The sequence below is a fragment of the Christiangramia sediminis genome (assembly GCF_020552705.1).
GTDB classification, from domain to species: domain Bacteria; phylum Bacteroidota; class Bacteroidia; order Flavobacteriales; family Flavobacteriaceae; genus Christiangramia; species Christiangramia sediminis.
On sequence record NZ_JAJBZG010000004.1, the window covers coordinates 91,780 to 113,159 of the forward strand.

Below are 21,380 nucleotides of genomic sequence, written 5' to 3' on the forward strand. Positions count from 1 at the left end.
TGGGAAAAAAATTGCTATGAAAAAGAAAAATTATCACTAAAAGACTTAGTGATTCTCAAATATATAAATTTTTTCTTAAAATTTCCTTTTAAGAAAACATATCTTTAACTTTTTCAAAAAATGACTTGTCATTTTTCTCAGGATTTGGCTGGAAGTTCTCATCATCAGCCATTCTTTCAAAAAATTCTTTTTGTTCTCTGGAAAGGGTTTTTGGCGTCCACACATTCACATGTACCAGAAGATCACCTTTTCCGTAGCCATTAATACTACTAATTCCTTTTCCTCTAAGTCTAAGTATCTTGCCAGATTGCACCCCTTCTTCAATCTTGATACGAACTTTGCCAGTAACAGCATCAATTTCCCTGGAAGTTCCCAGAGCTGCTTCAGAATAACTTATATAAAGGTCATAATGTAGGTTATCGCCTTCTCTTTGCAGGCTAGGATGTGCTTTTTCCTCAATGGCCACCAAAAGATCCCCCGGAATTCCATTTCCTGGAGCATCGTTTCCTTTTCCTGAAACCTTCAATTGCATTCCATCTTCAACCCCCGCCGGAATCTTAATGGAAACCGTTTCTTCCTGAATTATAAGACCCTGTGCATCTGCGCCTTCAGGTTTCTTATCTATCATTTGCCCGCTTCCGCCACAAGTAGTACAGGGAGATGCGGTTTGCATTCTTCCTAAAATAGTATTGGTTACACGGGTTACCTGCCCTGTACCATTACAGGTACTACAGGTTTTATAAGTAGTTCCCGAGGCCTGTATTTTACGCTTTACTTTTATCTTTTTCTCGCATCCGTTGGCGATCTCTTCAAGATTAAGACTTACGCGAATTCTTAAGTTACTACCTTTCGCACGGCGCTGGCCTCCACCAAAACCTCCGAATCCTGAAAATCCTCCACCGCCAAAGCCGCCGCCGAAGATATCACCGAACTGGCTGAAAATGTCGTCCATATTCATACCTCCTCCGCCGCCAAAGCCGCCACCGTCAAATGCCTGGTGACCAAAACGATCGTATTTTGCTCTTTTCTCTTGATTTCCTAAAACTTCATAAGCTTCAGCCGATTTCTTAAACATATCTTCTGCTTCAGTGTCGCCCGGATTTTTATCTGGATGATACTTTAAAGCTTTTTTTCTATATGCTTTCTTTATCTCGGCAGCTGAAGCATCTTTACTTAAGCCTAATATTTCGTAATAATCTTCTTTCATGTTGGGTTTTTACAAATTTTGTAAAAGCGATTCTTATTTTCCGGTTATAACCTTAGGGTATCTAATAATTCTTTCCCCAAGCTTATATCCGGGCTCTACTACATCAACAATCTTGCCTTTAAGATCATCTGATGGCGCAGGGATTTGCGTAATTGCTTCGTGAACTTCTGAATCAAAGTCTGAGCCATGCTCTACTTCCATTCGTTCTAATCCTTTCGCTTTAAGCGTTTCCTTTAATTTATTATGGATCAATTCAATTCCTTTTAGAAGATTTTCATCCCCAGATTTCTTTAACTCATTTAAAGCTCTGTCAAAATCGTCCATTATTGGTAACATGGCAGTCATGACTTCCTGATTGGCAGTCTTGAATAAATCCAGTCTTTCTTTGGAAGTACGTCTTTTATAATTCTCAAATTCAGCAAAAAGTCGTAGGAACTTATCCTTTTCTTTTTGAACATCTTCCTTCAAACGCTCTTCCTCAGTAAGTTCATCCTCTTTTAATTGTGGTTCTTTATCATTATTCTCGTCATTTTCATCCACTTCATCAATAGCATTATCTATAGCTTCTTCAACCTGGTCTTTCACCTCTTTGTTATCGTCTTTTATTTTATCTTCTTTTCGACTCATTTTCTATAATTTTCTTTCACGCAGTTCAAGTCAAAATCATTGCCAATTCAAACTAAATGTCAAAATGTCACAAGATATATTTAATAAAATTTTATGATGTCCCGATTGTTATTCGATTTACTTTTGCGCCGAACTTTTAAAATCATTAAACCTAATGAAAAGATTATTTTTAAATGCGTTCGTAATCGCAGGTCTTGGACTGGCCGTTACCGGATGTAAAGACAACAATAAAGAAGCTGATGTTGCAGAAGCAAAAGAAGCTGCTACTGCTGAAGCTGAATCTATGAAATTTACAGTTGATACTGCTTCTTCTGTAATTGAATGGAAAGGTGAAAAACCAACAGGAACTCATACTGGTACTATTAAGGTAGCGAATGGTTCTTTTATGGCCAACGATAGCGTTGTTGAAAGCGGAACTTTCGTGATAGACATGGAGTCTATTGAAGTTACAGATCTTGAAGGAGAGGAGAAATCTAATCTTGAAGCTCACTTAAAAGGAACTGTTGAAGGTAAAGAAGGTGATTTCTTTAATGTAACTGAATTTCCAGAAGCTACCTTCGAAGTAACAGGTATTACTGAAGAAGAAGGTGAGTCTATGCTACAGGGTAACCTTACTATAAAGGAAGAAACTAAAAACATTGCTTTCCCGGTAAATATTTCTAATAATGGGGAGAACATTGAAATTACAAGTGAAGAATTCACTATAGATCGTACAAAATGGAATGTGAACTATGGTTCTAAATCTGTTTTTGATGGTTTAGGTGATAAGTTCATTAATGACGAGGTTACATTAAAAATCAACCTTAAAGCTACTAAAGCTTAATTCATTGTTCATATGAATTAAAAAGGCTGCCAAAACTGGCAGCCTTTTTTGTTTTAAGTAAGATCTGCCAATGCCCGGGAAAAATTGGTATAATTGAAATTATACCCCGCGCTCTCAATTTTTTCACTACTGACTAACTGACTGGATAACACAATTTGGGACATTTCACCAAGTAAAGCTTTTAAAGCAAAAGGAGGTACATTGGGCAACCAAACTGATTTTCCCATGATGCTCGCTAGTTCTTTGGTAAGTTCTTTATTCGTAACCGGGTTTGGTGCAACAGCATTATAGATTCCTGTAAGTTGATTTTTGATCGCAAAAAGAAATATTCCTGCCAAATCATCAATATGAATCCAGGATTGCCATTGTTTACCACTTCCTAAAGCCGCTCCCATATTAAGTGAAATTGGCTTCTTTATTTTTTCCAGCATCCCACCATCTTTTGCAAGTACAAGTCCTACCCTTATCTTAGCTACATCCAGACCTAGGCTTTCAAAATTATCTGCTGCTGCTTCCCATTTTTCAACTACTTCCCCCACGAAATTATCTGCAACAACTTTATCATCTTCAAAATATAATTTTTCAAGAGAGCTTGGGTAAACTCCTATAGCACTGGCAGAGATGAAATTTTCCACCTGATGGGAATTTTCGCTTAAAGTTTTATGAAGTAAGGCTGCGGTTTGGGTCCGGCTTTTAATAATGGTCTTTTTATAAGAATCAGACCAGGGTTCTGCAATACTTGCACCCGCAAGATGAACTATAGTATGAACATCTTTTAGACATCCACCTTCTATCACCTCGTTTTTAGGATCCCAGTAAAATCCCTGATAATCATCATAATTTTTGATTTTTGATTTACTGGTAGTCAGGTAGTTGACTTTTATTCCTTCTTCACGGCATAAAGTACTCAGTTTAGAGCCGATCAATCCCGTGGCACCTGTAATTAATATCCGCATTTTTTTTCTTGTTAAGATACACAAGACAAATTGAGCATGCTTTATTTTATTAGAGGTTTAACGGCATTCTGGTTAATTTTTAACAGCTCTTAACATCTCTCGTTTTCCCGGAGGACCTGGAAGTTTTTGAACCTGAAATCCGCTAGCGATCATCGCTCTTCTAACACTACCCTTTGCAGCGTAAGTTACCAGGACACCATTTTGCTTTAGTGCTTTGAACATAATATCAAATATTTCTTCAGTCCAAAGTTCTGGCTGGACTCTTGCTCCAAAGGCATCAAAATAAATAAGATCATAAAGACTATTCTCATTGATCTCATGAAATTTCATCTCCATTTTCATGAGGGAGAAGTGATCTGAAATTGATGATGATTTTCCCCATTCAATGTCATGTAGCTTTAAAAAAAGGTCCGTCTTTTCCTCGGCCTGTGAAGCCTCAGGATAATTTAATAATTTCACCTCTTCCGGGGGAACCGGATAAGCTTCTACGGCAGTATAATTTATTTGAATATTAAGTCTTTCAGATTCCAGCAGTGTGAGAAATGCATTGAGACCTGTACCAAATCCTATCTCAAGAATAGAGACTACTTTTGAATTATTTGTTTCCAAAAAATGATGCAATCCCATTTTTAAAAACACATGTCTGGCTTCCTGAACTGCGCCATGCTTAGAATGATACTGTTCATTCCACTCAGGTAAATGTATGGTTACAGAACCATCATCGGTCTTTATAATCTTTCTTTCCAATTTATTCTTTTAGAAGTACTCCATGCGCAAGAAATCCGGGAGATTTTTTTATCTCTGTTATTTCACCAATTTCTTCTTCACTTCTACCAGCATCTTTCGCCAAGTGCTTCTGGTCGTCTACGGAGGTTTCTTCAATAAACGCTATACCTTCTACGATTACCTCTTTACCTTCGATATCTTTGGGCACAAAAAAAGCATAGTCCTTAAATTTCACCATGGGATCTTCTTCTGCCTCGGGCAGATCCAGAGTCATCCAGCAGCCCTTCATTTTACATACACTGTTCACAGTGGTTTTAAATTTGGCGGTGATCGTATCTCCTGGTTTTAAGTTCTCAAATTTTACTTTCATTTCTTCCGCGCTAAGACTGTTTTCCGCGGAAATTTTATCTCCAAAGCTTTTATAATCTTCCTGTATTTGCTGTACTTCAGCGAGATCTTCGGTACTGTTTGTTTCCGAGTTTTTACAGGAAATAAATCCAATAAAAATTACTATAAATAAGATGCTATTTTTCATATTTCATATGTATTATAAGGTCTAAAGATTCAAATTTACCAAAACTTTAGATTTTGATTCTGATTTTAATTGGGTAAATTTGTAGACTTATTATTAAACCATGAAAAATCCAACCTCCATGATAGATATACAAAGAGCTCCCCAATCTAAAATAAGTGAAACTAATTTTGACAATCTGGTTTTCGGGCAGGTCTTTTCAGATCATATGATGGAGTGTGATTATAAGAATGGAGAATGGCAAGCCCCCGTTATTAAACCCTACGGTCCACTAACGCTGGAACCATCTGCCCGTGTTTTTCACTACGGTCAGGCGGTGTTCGAAGGGATGAAAGCCTATAAAGATAATGAGGATAAGATCTGGCTTTTTAGACCAGATCAAAATTTTGAAAGAATAAACAGGTCTAGCAAACGTCTGGCAATTCCTGAATTTCCAAAAGAATATTTTTTCAATGCGTTGGAAGAGTTATTAAAAATAGATAAAGACTGGATCAAAAAAGGATTTGGGAATAGTCTTTATTTAAGACCCTTTGTGATCGCTACAGAAGCCGGAGTATCGGCATCGGCAGCAAAAGAATATAAATTTATGATCATTTGCTCTCCCGCCCAGGCCTATTATAGCGGTGAGGTGAGGGTTAAATTTTCTGAAAAATATAGCCGTGCAGCAGATGGCGGAGTTGGTTTTGCCAAAGCAGCAGGAAATTACGGGGCTCAATTTTATCCTACAAACCTTGCTAAAGAAGAAGGTTTTCAGCAAATTATATGGACAGATGCTAATACCCACGATTATCTTGAGGAAGCCGGGACTATGAACATCTTTTTCAGAATAGGAGATAAACTAGTAACTGCACCAACCAATGATAGAATTCTGGATGGGGTAACCAGAAAATCTGTATTAACGCTGGCCGAAGAGTTTGATATCGAAACCGAAGTTAGGAGAGTGAGCGTTCAGGAAATTATTGACGCTGCTGAAAAAGGTGAGCTAAAAGAAATGTTTGGTTCAGGAACCGCAACCGTTATAAACCCGATTGCTGGTTTTGGATATAAAGATCAAAAATTTGAACTTCCAAAAATGGAAGATTCGTATGCCAGATTCTTTAAGGATAAACTAATGAAGATCCAGTATAACGAAGCGGAAGATAAGTTTGGCTGGAGATATGAGGTGAAATAAATCCAGCTCTATAAATGTAAAGATCCCGGCTTGAAACCGGGATTTTTTTATTTTAACTGGAGAAATCAAATAAGATTATTTTTTCAGCACTTTCGCAATATCGGGTTTAAAATAATTTGGCCCTTTCAGGACTTTTCCATCTTCCCTATAGATAGGTTGCCCATCTGGTCCCAGCTTACTCATATTACTGGATTGGATCTCTTCAAAAACTTCTTCAATTTTGTGTTGCATCCCATGCTCGATAATTGTTCCGCATAGAATATATAACATATCTCCAAGAGCATCCGCAACTTCAGTGAGGTCATTATTATTGGCTGCTTCCAGATACTCTTCATTCTCCTCTTTCATTAAATTAAACCGAAGCAGGTTCTTTTTTTCTCCAAGGTCGGCTACCGGTTTCTCTTCTATTCCCAATCCAAATGCCGAATGAAATTCTTTTACGGCAGCAATTCTTTTCTTCATATTGATTCAAGCTTTAAAAAGTTAACTTTGCATAAAAATAACCAAAATGTTTTCTACAGGACAACTCATTTTCGCAGGGCTTTTTCTAATTGCTTTTATAATTGTAATGATCTTTAGTTACAGAAAAGATACCAGACTACATAACAAATACTATAAGGGAAGTTTTTTTGTTCTCATTGGCTTTATAATTTTTATACTCTTGCTTTTTTTCATTAAAACCAAGCTTAATCATTAGTTCCATAGGAATTAACTTACGCCCAATTTGTTAATTTAATTATATTAGCACTACCTAATCATACCAAACATGAAAATCTTTAAGTACTTATTATTCTTAACTCTCATTTTTATAATTGGAGCCTCGATATACATCGCCACCAAAGACGGAAAATTTCAGGTGGAGAAAAGACTTATGATGGAAGCGCCACAGGAAGTTGTTTTTAATGAAGTAAACGATTTTACTACATGGAAAGATTGGGAACCATGGTCTCAGGAAGCTGATGATATGATCATTGAATACGGCGAGAAAACAAGCGGAGAAGGTGCTTCCTACTCGTGGCAAAGCGAAGAAATGGGTGAAGGTGAAATGATTACAAAAAAAGCTAATCCGCATAGTAGCCTGGAACAGGAGATCACCTTTATTACCCCTTTTGGGGAATCTACCAGCGAAGTCTACTGGAAATTTGAACCGCAGGGTGACAGCACCCTTGTAACCTGGGGAATGATTGGCGAACAAAGTTTTATGGAAAAAGCAGCATTTATTTTTCAGGAGCAAAGCCTTGCTGAAATGATGCAGCCAATGTTTACAAAAGGACTCAATAACCTACAGGAAGAGATTCGCCTAAAAATGGATAGCTATTCTATTAATATAGACGGGGTCACTCAGCATGGTGGCGGTTACTATATGTATATTACCTCAGCGAGCAAGATAAGCCAGGTTAACAATAGAATGGAAAAAATGATCACTGAAGTAGGAAATTTCATGACCTCAAATAATATCGAACAGATTGGCAAACCTTTTATTCTTTATAATGAATGGAATGAAGAGCAGGGAACTGCGATTTATTCTGCCGCTTATTTCACCCCCAGCGAGGTGGTTACTACAGCAGAAAGCAGCGTACTTAATGGGTTTATGCCAAATCAGAGGACTTTAAAGACCACTCTAAAAGGTGATTATGAAAACCTTAAAGAAGCATGGGATTCTTCTTATGCCTATCTTCAGAAAAACGGCTTAAAGGCTGATGAAAATGCAAAAGCCTTTGAAGTTTATTTAACCGGGCCAAATGATAATGCTAATCCAGCGGAATGGATCACCCAAATTTATATACCTCTGGAGCAGGTAAAAGCAGAAAACAATGATTAAAAATCTTCTTCTTGTATTTATTGGAGGTGGATTGGGCAGTAGTTTAAGATATTTAATAAGTAAACATTTAAATGCTACTTCAATGATTCCCTATGGAACATTTCTGGTAAATATTCTTGGAAGTTTCTTGTTGGGTATCATTCTGGGCTGGGCCATGAAATCTAACTTGCTTAACAGTCCCGTCAATCTTTTGCTGGGAATAGGTTTTTGTGGAGGTTTTACAACCTTTTCTACCTTTTCTTTTGAAAATTACTCCCTTATTAAATCTGGAGACTATCTGAGCTTCTCCATATACTTTTTCGGAAGTATTATTCTGGGAATTCTGGCTGTCCTTGTCGGAATTTTAATCTCAAAGTTCTTCTAGTTAACAATTTACAATATAGAATTCCCAAAAATTTAAATTATAAATAAACACCCCTAAAATAATAGGGGTGTTTTATTTTTATATCGTAAAAGTTACACATCAACCCTATTTTTTTAAGGGTACACCCATCTATTTTTATAAATTTAACCAATTATTAATATTTAATATGAAATGAGCTGTCATTAATTTTAAGACCAAATAAAATTATTAGTGCTCATTTCCTCTGACAGATTAATACCAAATAAATACAAACAGATGAAAAAAATTGAAGCAATCATTCGAAAATCAGAGTTTGATGAAACTAAGAAAGCACTTCATACTATTGGGGTGACCTTCTTTAGTTACTGGGACGTGACCGGAGTTGGTAACGAAAAGGAAGGTCATGTTTACAGGGGTGTTAGCTATAGCACCGCAGATATTCAAAGAAGATATCTGTCTATAGTAGTAACCGATTCGTTCATGGAGAAAACTGTGGACACTCTTTTAAAGACTGCTTACACAGGCAAAGTGGGTGACGGGAAGATCTTCGTCTCTACGATAGACGAAGCCTACCGAATTAGGACCAAAGAAAAAGGCAGCGAATCCCTTAAATAAATTATTAAAGCATATTAACTATTAAGAAATTATGGAAGGACTATTAACTATAAATAATGTATGGATGATGATCTGTACCGGCCTGGTGTTTTTCATGCACCTTGGTTTCGCATTATTAGAAATAGGATTAACAAGACAAAAGAACACTATCAATATACTATTCAAGAATATCTTTATTATTACGATGGGACTTCTGCTCTACTGCCTGCTAGGCTTCAATTTGATGTATCCCGGTGAGTTTAACGGGTTTATAGGCTTTGCGGGATTTGGATTAAGTAGTCCCCTGGTAGACGGCAGCCTGGACCTCGCCTATAGCGAAGGTTACACGTACTGGACAGACTTTCTATTCCAGGGAATGTTTGCCGCGACCGCAGCAACTATTGTATCGGGGGCTGTTGCAGAAAGAATAAAACTGCACAGTTTTATGATTTTTGTGATCTTATATATTGGCCTCGTGTATCCCATTGCCGGTTCCTGGAAATGGGGTGGCGGATTCCTGGATGAAATGGGATTCTATGATTTTGCAGGATCAACCCTGGTACATTCAGTAGGTGGATGGGCGGCCCTGGTTGCGATATGGCTGCTGGGAGCAAGAATTGGAAAATTCAAGGATGGAAAAATAGGAGCTTTCCCCGGACACAGCATGCCTTTTGCAACTGCAGGTGTGATCATACTATGGTTAGGATGGTTTGGATTTAACGGAGGCTCGGTACTTTCTGCAGATCCTGAATTAACATCACTTACACTGGTAACAACCTGTCTTGCTGCCGCAGCGGGTGGAGTAGCTTCATTTATCTTCTCCTCCGTCCTCTACAAAAATTATGATATTACCATGTTCTTAAATGGAATTCTGGGCGGACTGGTAGGCATAACTGCCGGGGCTGACCAGATGTCTCCAACAGACGCCATCTTAATTGGTGCCATTGCCGGTGTGATCATCGTACTTGGAGTTGCCTTAATAGACAAATTAAAACTGGATGATCCGGTTGGAGCTGTGGCCGTTCACCTCATCTGCGGGATCTGGGGCACCCTGGCCGTAGGGATCTTCGGAAAACTTGCCGGTTTTGATCAGTTTATCAATCAGCTCATAGGAGTAGCATGTTATGCCGCTATTTGCATTATTGGTTCGTTCATCATTTTCTACCTGCTTAAAGTTACCATAGGCATTCGAGTATCTGCCAAAGAAGAAACCGAAGGCCTCGATATTCACGAACATGGAATGGATGCTTACCCCGATTTCGGAATAAAGCAACATTAAAAATTAAGGCTGTTTAAACAAAAAACGGAGCGTTTTGCAGAACGCTCCGTATAACATAACCGCTTATAATTCATGATCAATTTAAGATCAACCAGAGTCGCTAAACAATAAGTTAAACCAAATTATTAATCAATATCATTATGAAAACAATTACGTCTTCAAAATTAGTAAAATTTCTCTTTTTACTGCCGGTAGCCTTAACAACTTCTACAATGATCGCCCAGGAAGAAGAGGAAGCAGCAAAATTCACCATTAATGGTAGTATAGATGCCTATTTTAGAACTAATTTCAACGGATTAAATAAATCCCAGGAAATTGTAGGAGGAGATGAAGCCTCATTTATACCAGCCGCTCCTGCTACTTCATTTGCCAATGATCCAGGCTTCGCCATTGGCATGGCCAATATTATTCTTGGATATGAAAACGATAAAATAGGCTTTGTAGCCGATCTTGTATTTGGCCCACGTGGGGAAGATGCAGTATTTCTTTCAGAACCTTCTACAAATATTGTCAATCAACTCTACGCTTATTATAAGATAAATGATGCCTTGAAATTTACTTTAGGAAACTGGAATACTTTTTTAGGATATGAAGTGATCTCCCCGGCGGCAAATTTCAATTACTCCACTTCATATATGTTTTCCTACGGACCGTTCTCCCATACAGGAATAAAAGCTGATTTTAGTTTTGATGATAACTGGACCGGGATGCTTGCAGTTATGAATCCAACAGATTATACTGAATTTAACCCCATTGGAAAATACACTTTTGGAGGTCTGCTTGGATATTCTAATGCTTCCGGTAGCGCCTTTCTTAATTTGATATATGGAGAACAGTCACTTTCTGACGATGCCCTTTTTCAAATTGATCTGACTACAGGCTGGGATCTCACGGAAACATTTTATTTAGGTTTTAATACAACCTACCAGGATACCGAAGGTGTTGGCTTTTATGGCGCAGCTCTTTATCCCCAGATAGCTTTATCAGATAGTTTTGGGCTCGGCCTAAGAGCGGAATACTTCAAAGAATTGGAAGATGGCGGACCGGTATATGGAGCCGATGTAAGATCTCTAGATTTCACACTTACCGGTAGCTATGCAGTTGGTGGTTTGATCATAAAGCCGGAACTTCGTCTTGATAGTATTTCTGAAGATGTTTTCCTGGATCAGGATCTTCAGGCTACAGATAATTTATCATCCTTTGTGCTGGCTGCTATTTACGCATTTTGATCAGCTTCATTTAAATGCTTTTACTCCGGCAAATATTTCTATCTCCAGATCATTCTCTTTAGGCGGAATGGGACAGGAATATTTGCCGCTATAGGCACAGTAAGGATTATAGGCTTTATTAAAGTCAAGGATCACCTCTTTCGATTCTGGAATCCTGAAATCTATATATCTTCCCCCTCCATACGTGCTTTTTCCATTTGTAAGATCTGTAAAAGGCAAGAACAGGTAATCAAAATATTCAGGATCCTGGACTAACTCCTGATTCTGATATAAGTTAAGCTTAAGGTCTTTTCCCTGTAACGTGAAATATAACTCACCATATTTCACATATACTGGCAGCCGGTCTGTACTGGTGGGCATGGTAAAAGGAGCTTCTGCAGGGGTCCTTACAAATTCAGCCTTCACAATAAAATTTGGATCTATCTCAAAGAAATCAAGACCTTTAAACTCCTTAAGATCTTTCTTTTCTAAAGGAGTTTCTTCAGGATTGGCATATTCCTTATCCAGTTCTTGCTGAAATTCTTTTGCGCTGGCAATGTGATCAGTTTTTTGAGCTATTGCTGTATTTACAATAAACAGTAATATAAAAAGATTAAAACTTATATTTTTTGCAGTCCGCATTAAGGTGTTTTTGAAGCAATTAAAATTAATAATTAAAAGCCTGAAAATTTAATTTAATTTTGGAAGCTTAACGCCAAATATGGGGAAATTATTTAGATCTTATTTTGAATCCTTTGGAGGCTTAAGAAAAGAAATCTGGCTTTTATCGCTTATTACGCTCATTAACAGGGCAGGCACCATGGTCATTCCTTTTCTTTCTCTTTATCTAACCAGGAACAGAGGTTTTAGCCTGGAAGAAGTTGGCTGGATCCTTACTTTCTTTGGGCTTGGCTCGGTAACCGGTTCATGGCTTGGTGGTAAGCTAACAGATAAAATAGGACATTATAAAACTATGGCGTTAAGCCTTATTTTATCCTCAATATTATTCGTTTTACTCCAGTTCCCTTCTACTTTCTGGTCTATATGTATTGGGATCTACCTGGTAATGACCGTGGCAGATATTTTTAGACCGGCAGTTTTTGTGGCTATAAATGCCTATAGCAAACCCGAAAATCGAACCAGATCTGTAACTCTTATTAGGCTTGCCATAAACCTGGGATTTTCAGCAGGACCGGCTGTGGGCGGATTTATAATTGCCACCGCAGGTTACAACGGACTTTTTTGGGTAGACGGTCTTACCTGTCTAGCGGCGGGGATCTTACTTCTCAAACTTTTACATCCTAAACGAGCTAGGGTAGAGCCTGAAGATATTATTGTTCAGGCGAAATCTGCCATGCAGGATAAACTCTATTTAATTTTCATCCTGGCCATGATGATCTTTGGATTTATCTTTATCCAGTATTTTTCCACTATGCCGTTATTCTATGCAGATCATCACGCCCTTACTGAATTTGAGATCGGGCTCTTATTAGGACTTAACGGACTCACAATTTTTCTCTTTGAAATGCCGCTCATAAAGTTTATGGAAAACAGAAAACATTCTGTCACGGGCTATGTGATCTTCGGAACTATCCTCACTGGATTGAGCTTTTTAGTGATCAACTTAACCGACTGGGTGGGAGTTCTCATTGTGGGAATGTTATTAGTCACCATCGGGGAAATGATCGCATTCCCATTTTCCAATAGTTTTGCTTTGAAACGATCTGATGGTAAAAAAAGAGGATCCTATATGGCTCTTTACAGCATCGCTTTTTCCGTAAGTCATATTTTTGGACATAACTCCGGGATGCAGCTTATAGATAATTTTGGTTTTAAATTCACCTGGTATACCATGCTCGCATTCGCTATTGTTGCATGTATATTATTATTGATTTTGAAAGGATTGCTGAAAAAAGAAACAGTTTAATTTTCTTCAGCATTTTCACTAAAGAACTTAGATTCTCCCAGATATTTCTTTATGATCTGATTATATTCTTCTGAAAATTGTAAATCTAAAGCCCCCTCAATATTATAAAGGGATTCCATATCATCATATCCGGTTTTTAGAAGATCTTCCAGGTAAAGCAGGGCAGTTTCATAATCGCCATCACTTCCGGCAAGCGAGATAATTTTTAGATAAGCTTCAGGATCATTTTTACTGATCGCTGTTCTAAGCACGCTCATAAATATTTTAGTATCTATTGAGGCATTAGATTTAATAATGCTATCAAACTCACGTTTAGTAAGAAAATCCAGATAACCCAAAAGGCGATAGGCCATATTTGATTTGGCATCGTTTGAACCCTTCTGAAGTTTTTCCAGTTCATCAACCTGGTATGCCCACCAACCTATATTCTGAAAATTGGCTGTCATGATATCATCAATCAGCAAATATTCATATTCTGCCTGTTGTTCTTTTTCAAAAGCTACAGCTTGATTAAAATCCCTTCTTTGAGATTTGAAACCGTCAGTTTTCTTTACGGCTTTTTTCCGATCTTCAATTTCATCTTCAAACCCAAGATCTTTATACTTTTCTTCCATTCTTTCAAGCTTTTCGAATGCCGCATAGTAATTTCTGGTTCTTCTCAAGGTCTCTGTATAGGCAACCTCATCTTCATAAAGTTTCTGGATAAATTCCTGATCTTTTGGACGTGCACCATTCTTGATCGCCTCCAGAGTAAAACCAGACATCGCATTAGAAATAACCGAAGTATTAGGCCATTCGTCCTCTTTTCCATCGAAATAATAAACCTCAGTAGGAAAATTAAGGTTATCGTAGAATCTCAAATAACTTTCCATCTCGTAGACCATATAATCTTTATTCCCGGCTAAGCCTATAAACATATAAGGATTGTTCCTATCTAAATACTTAGGATTTACAAAAGAATTACCAATAGCCATCACCCCCGCCATTTGTTTATAGATTAATGGCAGTGCAGACCCTACCTGGGCACCTTCTCCAAGCCCGGCGGTGTAAACCATTTCAGGATCAACGGGGAATGAATTTAATACTCCATTCATCATGGCTGTTGCTGTCTTTATGATACTGTCTATTGGTTTAGATTTGAGATCGATATTAGAAGAAGCAATCAAATATTTCTGATCTTCAGCAGCCCCTCTGAATAAATTTGCCGTAGTAGCACCCCGACCCTTTGGATCAAAGACAAAAATTACCGGCCACTCCTGCCCGGGATTGTAATTTGAAGGTGTATAAAGAGCATAAGTATCTGAACCTCCCGTGGGAATAGGAAGTGAATCTGTAACACCACCTTTAACTATTCTATATTCCTGTGCAGTTAAACTGCTCAAACTAAATACAGCAAAAACTGCCAGTAGTAATGTTCTCATAATTTAGATAATAGGCTTAAATATATGAATTGCATCATTAATTATTCCATAAAAAAAACCCGTTGCGGAAACAACGGGTCTTTTGAATAAGATTCTTCTTTATTTTTATTTATTTACCGGCTGATATTTCAATTTTGGCTTATCTGGAAAAAACAGTTTAGCCATTAATGAAATTACAAGTAAATCTGCAAAAATCAGGAACATTACTCGTATCACCTCTATACCGTCAAATGACAATCCGGTAAATCCAACAACTCCTGTAATCAATGCGAGTATTAAAAATAATAATGCTTTGCTTTTCATAACTTGCTCTTTTTCTTTTTCTTGCTTTCTTCTGAAACAAATTTAATTAGATATTAGACGCGTTATTCATAACAAAATTACAATTGGATTCATTTTAACTAAAAAAAAATCACCTGATAAGTAGATGTTAATTTATGGCTCTGAAAATAAATATTTTAACAGTTAATGAACCTTTTCAGATTTAAATATTTCAGGAATATTAGGAATTTTTGAGTTTAGAATTCTCCCATACGTTGTTTAATGGGAGCATCTTCAATAACATTGGAAAGTATAATATGGGTTCTGGTCTCTCCGTAGGTAATTAATCTGTCTATAAGCTTCTCCAAATGCACCTGATCATGTAGAACGACTTCCATAATTATATTTTCATTCCCGGTTATTCGATAACAGTTAATCACTTCCTTAAAGCTTTTTACCGTTTCCAGAAAAGCTTTTAATCTTCCGGTAAATGCCCTTAATGTTATTACCGCTCGTAATTGATAACCGGTTTTTTGATGCGACAGGTTTACCTTATAAGAACTTATTACCCCCGAGTCTTCCATTTTCTTAACCCGCTCTGCTACCGCAGGGGAAGTTAAACCCACTTTTCTTCCTATTTCAGAAAAAGAGGCCCTGGCGTTTTTCTGTAATTCTTCAAGGATGGCCCAGTTTAATTTATCCAGATTCATTTAAAGTATATTAGTGTAATTTATTTTAAATTTAAACATAAATATATTATTAGCTAATAATTTTAAAGTCAAGTATGCTGACTGAATAGTAATTTAGAGAAAAATTCAGCTAAATGTCTTATTTTTCAGGAAGCTCCGATAATCCCCGTCAGGCCTTATATCTTAAGGCTCGCGAGATCATGCAAATATCCCGGCATATTTCTGATTATTTGATACCTGATCTTGCGGTTCTGAATGAAAACGGCAATGAAGATAAACATGTATATTTTACAGGTGATATTATAAGGCATTCTAACTCACTCATTCCTAATATCATAAAAGCTGAAAATGAATTCTTTCAGGATTCCAGAGCACAATATATAAATGCTATTGGAAAATTAACTGATCGGCTTTCCAGAAATTGTGAAAGACTGGAGTTTACTAACAGCAATGGTCGTGAGTTTGTATGGCTCCTGAAAAAAGAAATTCAAAAGTTCAAAAAGCTTCAACGTGTCTGGAAACTAACATTATAAACAGACTATTTATTCCTTTTTATTTGCCTAATTATATTTTCTTTCCTCCTGGTAATATCTGCATAAGCACTGATACTGAGGGATTTTTAATTAGCTTTGTACTTATCTTTTAGTAGATCCAATTTAAACTGAAGTTGTATTTTAATTGATGAAGAATGAGTGATCATTGGAAGCGACATCCGGAGTTCGAGGATTTAGAGATCAAGGCAGACGGCTCTGAATTGAAATTTAATGGAAAACTCCTAAATATTAAAGATCGTAAAGGAAAAACCGGAAAAATTCTGAAGACAGTCTATTTCAAAAAATCTTACTATTCAGTACCCAAGTTAATACTCGAAACTTATAGCGGGAAAATGCCCGAAGGTCGGCATTATGCTACTTATAAGGATAGCAACATAGAAAATTTACATCCAAACAATCTATACTGGAGCAAAACCCACCACATCACAAAAGAAAGAAAATTTGAAAATGACCTCAAGCTGAGTAAGCTAACTAAAGATCAAACTTATTCTGCTTTAGTAAGTCATTCTAAAGGTATTCCAATTTCAAATATCGCAAAGAATTATAAAGTTTCAGACATGACTGTTTACCGGGCAATTCAACGACTTAAGAGAAAACTTCAAAAATAGATTTTTTTAATGGTCCTTCTTGCCAAGGATCTTGCATTACACCTTCTTTAAAGTAAAACCTCCCGGATTATAAAAAATGGGAGGTTTAGTTTTATAAAGATCATGCTTTCACTTTGCTCAGCGGGATAAGCGATCCACACATCTTTTACCAAAAAAAGTTCATTTAAAGAGAAGATCCCGCTCATCGGGATAAGCGATTCACACACTTTTCCAGCATCAGCTGGAAAAGTGGCTCTCTGCTTACATATTTCGTCGATACTGTCCTCCTACTTCAAATAAGGCATAAGTGATCTGTCCCAGCGAACAAACTTTGGTGGCTTCCATAAGCTCTTCAAAAAGATTCTCATTATTCACCGCGGCTTTCTGGATTTTTTCGAGGGTCGCCTCAGCTTTGGATTCTTTGGCTTTATGAAGGGTCTCCAAGGTTTTGATCTGAGCTTCTTTTTCCTCTTCAGTTGCTCTAATAACTTCTCCCGGAGTTACCGTTGGAGAACCTGTTGAGCTTAAGAAAGTATTTACCCCAATAATTGGATAATCTCCGTTATGTTTTAAAGTTTCGTAATAAAGACTTTCTTCCTGGATCTTCCCACGCTGATACATGGTTTCCATTGCGCCTAACACGCCTCCTCTTTCCGTAATTCTGTCAAATTCAGTGAGAACTGCTTCTTCTACCAGGTCTGTAAGCTCTTCAATAATAAAAGATCCCTGAATAGGATTCTCATTCTTGGTAAGACCTAATTCTTTATTAATGATGAGCTGAATTGCCATTGCTCTTCTTACCGAAGCTTCTGTAGGTGTGGTAATCGCTTCATCATAGGCATTTGTGTGCAATGAATTACAGTTATCATAGATCGCATACAATGCTTGCAGCGTCGTTCTAATATCATTAAAATCGATCTCCTGTGCGTGTAGGGATCTACCTGAAGTCTGTATATGATATTTCAGCATTTGAGCACGAGAGTTTGCACCGTATTTATGCTTTAATGCTTTAGACCAGATCCTCCTGGCTACACGACCAATCACGGCATATTCAGGATCTACCCCATTGGAAAAGAAGAAAGATAAATTCGGTCCGAATTTATTGATATCCATTCCACGGCTTAGATAATATTCCACGTAAGTGAAGCCATTCGCCAAAGTAAAAGCCAGCTGTGTAATTGGGTTTGCACCTGCTTCCGCAATATGATATCCTGAAATTGATACGGAATAAAAATTCCTTACTTTTTCTTCTATGAAATATTCCTGAACATCTCCCATTAACCTAAGCGCAAATTCAGTAGAGAAAATACAGGTATTCTGCGCCTGATCTTCTTTTAAAATATCTGCCTGAACAGTTCCACGAACCACGCTGATAGTTTCAGCTTTTATCTTTTCGTAAACATCTTTCGGCAAGATCTGATCTCCGGTCAAACCTAAAAGCATCAATCCAAGTCCATTATTTCCTTCCGGAAGCTCTCCTTTATAAGATGGCCGGTCTATATCATTATCATCATAAAGCTCTTTCAGCTTTGCTTCCACCTTATCTTCAAGTCCGTTTTCCTTGATATATTTTTCACAATTCTGGTCTATGGCAGCATTCATAAAAAATCCAAGTAACATCGGCGCAGGACCATTGATGGTCATACTTACCGAAGTCATTGCATCGGCAAGATCAAATCCTGAGTACAATTTCTTGGCATCATCCAAACAGCAAATTGAAACACCTGAATTCCCGATTTTACCGTAAATGTCCGGACGATGATCCGGGTCGTTACCGTAAAGAGTAACCGAATCAAAAGCTGTGGAAAGTCTTTTTGCTGGAAGTCCCGCACTTACATAATGAAAACGCCTGTTGGTTCTTTCCGGGCCACCTTCCCCGGCAAACATCCTGGTTGGATCTTCACCTGTTCTTTTGAAAGGATACAATCCAGCAGTGTAAGGAAACTCTCCAGGTACATTCTCCTGAAGACACCATAAAAGGATATCTCCCCAGGCTTTATATTTTGGCAAGGCCACTTTCGGAATCTGCGTATGAGAAAGTGATTCGGTATGTGTATCTATTTTGATCTCTTTATCACGAACCTTAAAACTATAAACAGGCTCTCTATATTTCGTAACCTTTTCATTCCAGGCAATGATCATCTCCCAGTTATAAGGATCAAGATCCATTTTGGTCTTATCAAATTCAGCAAAAAGTAATTTTAGAAAATCAGATTGAGAATCCTCTGCTATTTCATAAATCTCGTCCTGATCTATTCCATTTTTACCTAAATATTTATGCTGATCTTCTCCGAATTCAGTCTTGATTCCGGCAACAGTTTCTATGGTCTTATAGATCCCATAAAGTCTTTGCGCCACATCAACCTGAGCATTAGCTTTTTCATCATAACCTCTGTTATTTTCAGCTATTTCAGAAAGATAACGTGTACGTTTTGGCGGGATCACAAAGATCTTTTCGCTCATCTCTTTCGAAATTTCAAAAGTAGATGAAAGTCCGGATTTGGTCTTTTCTTCAACCTCGTCCATAATGCTTTTATACAGAGTATTCATCCCCGGATCGTTGAACTGGGATGCGATGGTTCCAAAAACAGGAAGTGTTTCCGCATCTGAATGCCATAATTGGTGATTTCGCTGGTATTGTTTTTTCACATCTCTCAATGCATCCTGAGCTCCTCGTTTATCAAATTTGTTGATGGCAACCAGGTCGGCAAAATCAAGCATATCGATCTTTTCAAGCTGAGTTGCAGCACCAAATTCAGGAGTCATTACATAAAGTGAAACATCTGAATGGTCTAAGATTTCTGTATCACTCTGACCAATTCCCGACGTTTCCAGAATTATAAGATCAAAACCTGAAGCTTTCAATACATCAACCGCTTCCGCAACATATTTGGAAAGCGCAAGGTTTGCCTGTCTCGTCGCCAGAGATCGCATATAAACCCGCTCATGGTTGATAGAATTCATACGGATTCTATCTCCCAATAAGGCACCACCGGTTTTCTTTTTTGAAGGATCTACGGAAACAATCCCGATGTGTTTATCTGGAAAATCCATTAAGAATCTCCTTACCAACTCATCCACCAAACTAGATTTCCCGGAACCACCCGTACCGGTAATTCCTAAAACTGGTGTTTTTTCTGTATCGTAATTTTCTTTATTGAAATATTTTTTAAACTCCTCATGCCTATTTTCTGCGAGAGAAATAAGCCTAGCGATGGTTGTTACTTCTTTCTTCTTTAAGTTCTCCTCAACTTTTTCAGTTTCCTGCAATTCTGGAACCTCATTATCCACTCTCTTGATCATGTCATTGATCATTCCCTGCAGTCCCATCTCTCTACCATCATCTGGAGCGTAGATCCTATCGATCCCATAATCCATCAATTCCTTGATCTCTTCCGGAAGGATTACTCCACCTCCACCTCCAAAGATCTTGATATGACCTGCTCCTTTTTCATTTAGCAAGTCATACATATATTTAAAATACTCTGTATGGCCACCCTGATACGAAGTCATGGCTATGGCCTGAGCATCCTCCTGAATTGCACAATTTACCACTTCTTCCACACTACGATCGTGCCCAAGATGTATTACCTCAACACCGGTAGCCTGAATAATACGACGCATGATATTGATCGCTGCATCGTGACCATCAAAAAGTGAAGCGGCAGTTACAATTCTTATTTTATTTTTAGGTTTATAGGGACTTTGTTGTTCCATATTTAATAGAGTCTGAATTTTGGAGCAGCAATTTACGAAAATCGCAACGAAAAAGAGATTTTAAACTCTTATAGTAAACAAAAATCATTTTATTGAAAAATCATGTTTACCAATCCCAAATGCAAAAACTTAATTTCATAGTCTAGATCAATGTTTTAGTATTATTATAACTATTGAAAATCCAGACGTAGCACTATAGAAATTATATTTGACAAAACTACTTCTATGAAAAAGATCATCGCTCTTGCCGGCATTTTTATACTTACTTCTTGCGCTGAATTACAGCAAATTGCCACTCAACTTCCACAGGAATATGGCATAAGTGATGCTGAAATAAGTTTGGGTTTAAAACAGGCACTTCAATTCGGAATTGATAAAGAGGTAACCAGTCTGGCTAAAGAAGATGGCTTTTTCAACAATGAATTGGTGAGGATAGGACTACCACCAGAACTTCAGAAGGTTGATAAAACATTACGTGATGTGGGCCTTGATGCCCTGGCCGATGAAGGTCTTAAAGTATTGAACCGGGCAGCGGAAGATGCTGTAAGTGAAGCCATACCGGTGTTTGCAAATGCGGTTACAGAAATAAGCTTTGCTGATGCCCGTAATATCTTATTAGGTTCAGAAGATGCTGCGACCCAATATCTATCTGGCAGAACACAACAGGAGCTTTATACCAGGTTTAATCCTATTATTAGTAATTCTCTGGACAAAGTTGGGGCTACCCAGGTCTGGACGAATATAATTCAGAAATATAATTCGCTGCCCATCACTTCAAATATAAATCCTGATCTTCCGGATTATGTAACAAACGAAGCTTTAGACGGAGTTTTTCTCATGATCGCGAAAGAAGAAAAAGAAATTAGAAGCAGCCTATCTGCCAGAACAACAGATCTTTTACGAAAAGTATTTGCACTTCAGGATAAATAGGTATTT

At 37.6% G+C, this 21,380-nt stretch carries 23 protein-coding genes; 12 read left to right on the plus strand and 11 right to left on the minus strand.

The features are described 5' to 3' along the window. Positions 1–88: 88 nt before the first annotated feature. Together dnaJ and LGQ90_RS08895 are read right to left on the minus strand one after the other, a co-directional pair. Entirely contained in the window at positions 89–1,207 is a 1,119-nt protein-coding gene (dnaJ, locus tag LGQ90_RS08890) for a molecular chaperone DnaJ (RefSeq protein WP_229340255.1), read from the minus strand. 33 nt (positions 1,208–1,240) lie between these two features. Then, positions 1,241–1,834: a nucleotide exchange factor GrpE gene (locus LGQ90_RS08895; RefSeq protein WP_229340257.1), complete on the minus strand. Its 594-nt coding sequence runs from the start codon at positions 1,832–1,834 to the stop codon at positions 1,241–1,243. 154 nt (positions 1,835–1,988) lie between these two features. Here LGQ90_RS08895 and LGQ90_RS08900 point away from each other — a divergent pair, with 154 nt between their 5' ends. Next, the gene (locus LGQ90_RS08900; protein WP_229340259.1) at positions 1,989–2,657 is read left to right on the plus strand and encodes a YceI family protein; all 669 of its coding nucleotides are present in this window, start codon (positions 1,989–1,991) and stop codon (positions 2,655–2,657) included. A 53-nt stretch (positions 2,658–2,710) separates the two neighbouring features. Here the strand turns inward: LGQ90_RS08900 and LGQ90_RS08905 are convergent, their stop codons facing one another. From LGQ90_RS08905 to LGQ90_RS08915, 3 genes are all read right to left on the minus strand, one after another. Continuing rightward, the gene (locus tag LGQ90_RS08905) at positions 2,711–3,613 is read right to left on the minus strand and encodes a TIGR01777 family oxidoreductase (RefSeq protein ID WP_229340261.1); all 903 of its coding nucleotides are present in this window, start codon (positions 3,611–3,613) and stop codon (positions 2,711–2,713) included. Positions 3,614–3,685: 72 nt separating this feature from the next. Further along, positions 3,686–4,360 (minus strand): tRNA (5-methylaminomethyl-2-thiouridine)(34)-methyltransferase MnmC2, encoded by a 675-nt coding sequence (gene mnmC2, locus LGQ90_RS08910; RefSeq protein ID WP_229340263.1) that lies wholly within the window; start codon positions 4,358–4,360, stop codon positions 3,686–3,688. A 1-nt stretch (position 4,361) separates the two neighbouring features. After that, complete coding sequence (locus LGQ90_RS08915) at positions 4,362–4,874, minus strand: DUF4920 domain-containing protein (protein ID WP_229340265.1); 513 nt, start codon at positions 4,872–4,874, stop codon at positions 4,362–4,364. A 100-nt stretch (positions 4,875–4,974) separates the two neighbouring features. Here LGQ90_RS08915 and LGQ90_RS08920 point away from each other — a divergent pair, with 100 nt between their 5' ends. Then, positions 4,975–6,042, plus strand: coding sequence for a branched-chain amino acid aminotransferase (locus LGQ90_RS08920; RefSeq protein WP_229340267.1), 1,068 nt, complete (start codon positions 4,975–4,977; stop codon positions 6,040–6,042). A gap of 75 nt (positions 6,043–6,117) precedes the next feature. Here the strand turns inward: LGQ90_RS08920 and LGQ90_RS08925 are convergent, their stop codons facing one another. Continuing rightward, positions 6,118–6,504 carry a pyrophosphohydrolase domain-containing protein gene (locus LGQ90_RS08925; RefSeq protein ID WP_229340269.1) on the minus strand — a complete coding sequence of 129 codons (387 nt, stop codon included), beginning with the start codon at positions 6,502–6,504 and terminating at the stop codon, positions 6,118–6,120. Between the two features lie 46 nt (positions 6,505–6,550). On the opposite strand from LGQ90_RS08925, the gene LGQ90_RS08930 reads away from it, so the two are divergent. The 6 genes from LGQ90_RS08930 to LGQ90_RS08955 all read left to right on the plus strand — a co-directional run bounded on the left by LGQ90_RS08930 (position 6,551) and on the right by LGQ90_RS08955 (position 11,309). Then, on the plus strand, positions 6,551–6,739 hold the full coding sequence (locus LGQ90_RS08930) for a hypothetical protein (RefSeq protein ID WP_229340271.1): 189 nt from the start codon (positions 6,551–6,553) through the stop codon (positions 6,737–6,739). Positions 6,740–6,808: 69 nt separating this feature from the next. Further along, positions 6,809–7,864, plus strand: a complete 1,056-nt coding sequence (locus LGQ90_RS08935; protein ID WP_229340273.1) for an SRPBCC family protein — start codon at positions 6,809–6,811, stop codon at positions 7,862–7,864. Next, positions 7,860–8,228 (plus strand): fluoride efflux transporter CrcB, encoded by a 369-nt coding sequence (crcB, locus tag LGQ90_RS08940; RefSeq protein ID WP_229340461.1) that lies wholly within the window; start codon positions 7,860–7,862, stop codon positions 8,226–8,228. Before LGQ90_RS08935 ends, crcB begins: the two co-directional genes overlap by 5 nt. A gap of 255 nt (positions 8,229–8,483) precedes the next feature. Beyond that, a complete protein-coding gene (locus LGQ90_RS08945) occupies positions 8,484–8,822 on the plus strand; it encodes a P-II family nitrogen regulator (protein ID WP_229340275.1) in 339 nt (112 codons plus the stop codon). 31 nt (positions 8,823–8,853) lie between these two features. Next, entirely contained in the window at positions 8,854–10,080 is a 1,227-nt protein-coding gene (locus LGQ90_RS08950) for an ammonium transporter (RefSeq protein WP_229340277.1), read from the plus strand. Between the two features lie 140 nt (positions 10,081–10,220). Beyond that, positions 10,221–11,309: a porin gene (locus tag LGQ90_RS08955; RefSeq protein ID WP_229340279.1), complete on the plus strand. Its 1,089-nt coding sequence runs from the start codon at positions 10,221–10,223 to the stop codon at positions 11,307–11,309. A 6-nt stretch (positions 11,310–11,315) separates the two neighbouring features. On the opposite strand, the gene LGQ90_RS08960 is transcribed toward LGQ90_RS08955, so the two are convergent. Next, positions 11,316–11,930 (minus strand): DUF1684 domain-containing protein, encoded by a 615-nt coding sequence (locus tag LGQ90_RS08960; protein ID WP_229340281.1) that lies wholly within the window; start codon positions 11,928–11,930, stop codon positions 11,316–11,318. A gap of 79 nt (positions 11,931–12,009) precedes the next feature. Here LGQ90_RS08960 and LGQ90_RS08965 point away from each other — a divergent pair, with 79 nt between their 5' ends. Continuing rightward, the gene (locus LGQ90_RS08965; RefSeq protein WP_229340284.1) at positions 12,010–13,215 is read left to right on the plus strand and encodes an MDR family MFS transporter; all 1,206 of its coding nucleotides are present in this window, start codon (positions 12,010–12,012) and stop codon (positions 13,213–13,215) included. Here LGQ90_RS08965 and LGQ90_RS08970 read toward each other — a convergent pair. The 3 genes from LGQ90_RS08970 to LGQ90_RS08980 all read right to left on the minus strand — a co-directional run bounded on the left by LGQ90_RS08970 (position 13,212) and on the right by LGQ90_RS08980 (position 15,607). Further along, on the minus strand, positions 13,212–14,636 hold the full coding sequence (locus LGQ90_RS08970; RefSeq protein ID WP_229340286.1) for a hypothetical protein: 1,425 nt from the start codon (positions 14,634–14,636) through the stop codon (positions 13,212–13,214). The two genes, LGQ90_RS08965 and LGQ90_RS08970, sit on opposite strands and share 4 nt — an antisense overlap. A 105-nt stretch (positions 14,637–14,741) precedes the next feature. Further along, entirely contained in the window at positions 14,742–14,939 is a 198-nt protein-coding gene (locus LGQ90_RS08975; protein WP_229340288.1) for a DUF1328 domain-containing protein, read from the minus strand. A 215-nt stretch (positions 14,940–15,154) separates the two neighbouring features. Then, the gene (locus tag LGQ90_RS08980) at positions 15,155–15,607 is read right to left on the minus strand and encodes an Lrp/AsnC family transcriptional regulator (RefSeq protein WP_229340290.1); all 453 of its coding nucleotides are present in this window, start codon (positions 15,605–15,607) and stop codon (positions 15,155–15,157) included. A gap of 113 nt (positions 15,608–15,720) precedes the next feature. Here LGQ90_RS08980 and LGQ90_RS08985 point away from each other — a divergent pair, with 113 nt between their 5' ends. Together LGQ90_RS08985 and LGQ90_RS08990 are read left to right on the plus strand one after the other, a co-directional pair. Next, positions 15,721–16,119 (plus strand): hypothetical protein, encoded by a 399-nt coding sequence (locus tag LGQ90_RS08985; RefSeq protein ID WP_229340292.1) that lies wholly within the window; start codon positions 15,721–15,723, stop codon positions 16,117–16,119. Positions 16,120–16,274: 155 nt separating this feature from the next. Beyond that, on the plus strand, positions 16,275–16,748 hold the full coding sequence (locus LGQ90_RS08990) for a helix-turn-helix domain-containing protein (RefSeq protein ID WP_229340293.1): 474 nt from the start codon (positions 16,275–16,277) through the stop codon (positions 16,746–16,748). A gap of 240 nt (positions 16,749–16,988) precedes the next feature. On the opposite strand, the gene LGQ90_RS08995 is transcribed toward LGQ90_RS08990, so the two are convergent. Beyond that, on the minus strand, positions 16,989–20,444 hold the full coding sequence (locus LGQ90_RS08995) for a methylmalonyl-CoA mutase family protein (RefSeq protein WP_229340296.1): 3,456 nt from the start codon (positions 20,442–20,444) through the stop codon (positions 16,989–16,991). 225 nt (positions 20,445–20,669) lie between these two features. Between LGQ90_RS08995 and LGQ90_RS09000 the strand changes: the two genes are divergently transcribed. Continuing rightward, a complete protein-coding gene (locus LGQ90_RS09000) occupies positions 20,670–21,374 on the plus strand; it encodes a DUF4197 domain-containing protein (protein ID WP_229340297.1) in 705 nt (234 codons plus the stop codon). The last annotated feature ends 6 nt before the right edge of the window (positions 21,375–21,380 follow it).

Coding starts and splice junctions, on each gene's coding strand:
- dnaJ (WP_229340255.1), bottom strand. CDS start 1,207: ATGAAAGAAGATTATTACGAAATATTAGGCTTAAGTAAAGATGCTTCA.
- LGQ90_RS08895 (WP_229340257.1), bottom strand. CDS start 1,834: ATGAGTCGAAAAGAAGATAAAATAAAAGACGATAACAAAGAGGTGAAA.
- LGQ90_RS08900 (WP_229340259.1), top strand. CDS start 1,989: ATGAAAAGATTATTTTTAAATGCGTTCGTAATCGCAGGTCTTGGACTG.
- LGQ90_RS08905 (WP_229340261.1), bottom strand. CDS start 3,613: ATGCGGATATTAATTACAGGTGCCACGGGATTGATCGGCTCTAAACTG.
- LGQ90_RS08915 (WP_229340265.1), bottom strand. CDS start 4,874: ATGAAAAATAGCATCTTATTTATAGTAATTTTTATTGGATTTATTTCC.
- LGQ90_RS08920 (WP_229340267.1), top strand. CDS start 4,975: ATGAAAAATCCAACCTCCATGATAGATATACAAAGAGCTCCCCAATCT.
- LGQ90_RS08925 (WP_229340269.1), bottom strand. CDS start 6,504: ATGAAGAAAAGAATTGCTGCCGTAAAAGAATTTCATTCGGCATTTGGA.
- LGQ90_RS08930 (WP_229340271.1), top strand. CDS start 6,551: ATGTTTTCTACAGGACAACTCATTTTCGCAGGGCTTTTTCTAATTGCT.
- LGQ90_RS08935 (WP_229340273.1), top strand. CDS start 6,809: ATGAAAATCTTTAAGTACTTATTATTCTTAACTCTCATTTTTATAATT.
- LGQ90_RS08945 (WP_229340275.1), top strand. CDS start 8,484: ATGAAAAAAATTGAAGCAATCATTCGAAAATCAGAGTTTGATGAAACT.
- LGQ90_RS08950 (WP_229340277.1), top strand. CDS start 8,854: ATGGAAGGACTATTAACTATAAATAATGTATGGATGATGATCTGTACC.
- LGQ90_RS08955 (WP_229340279.1), top strand. CDS start 10,221: ATGAAAACAATTACGTCTTCAAAATTAGTAAAATTTCTCTTTTTACTG.
- LGQ90_RS08960 (WP_229340281.1), bottom strand. CDS start 11,930: ATGCGGACTGCAAAAAATATAAGTTTTAATCTTTTTATATTACTGTTT.
- LGQ90_RS08965 (WP_229340284.1), top strand. CDS start 12,010: ATGGGGAAATTATTTAGATCTTATTTTGAATCCTTTGGAGGCTTAAGA.
- LGQ90_RS08970 (WP_229340286.1), bottom strand. CDS start 14,636: ATGAGAACATTACTACTGGCAGTTTTTGCTGTATTTAGTTTGAGCAGT.
- LGQ90_RS08975 (WP_229340288.1), bottom strand. CDS start 14,939: ATGAAAAGCAAAGCATTATTATTTTTAATACTCGCATTGATTACAGGA.
- LGQ90_RS08980 (WP_229340290.1), bottom strand. CDS start 15,607: ATGAATCTGGATAAATTAAACTGGGCCATCCTTGAAGAATTACAGAAA.
- LGQ90_RS08985 (WP_229340292.1), top strand. CDS start 15,721: ATGTCTTATTTTTCAGGAAGCTCCGATAATCCCCGTCAGGCCTTATAT.
- LGQ90_RS08990 (WP_229340293.1), top strand. CDS start 16,275: ATGAGTGATCATTGGAAGCGACATCCGGAGTTCGAGGATTTAGAGATC.
- LGQ90_RS08995 (WP_229340296.1), bottom strand. CDS start 20,444: ATGGAACAACAAAGTCCCTATAAACCTAAAAATAAAATAAGAATTGTA.
- LGQ90_RS09000 (WP_229340297.1), top strand. CDS start 20,670: ATGAAAAAGATCATCGCTCTTGCCGGCATTTTTATACTTACTTCTTGC.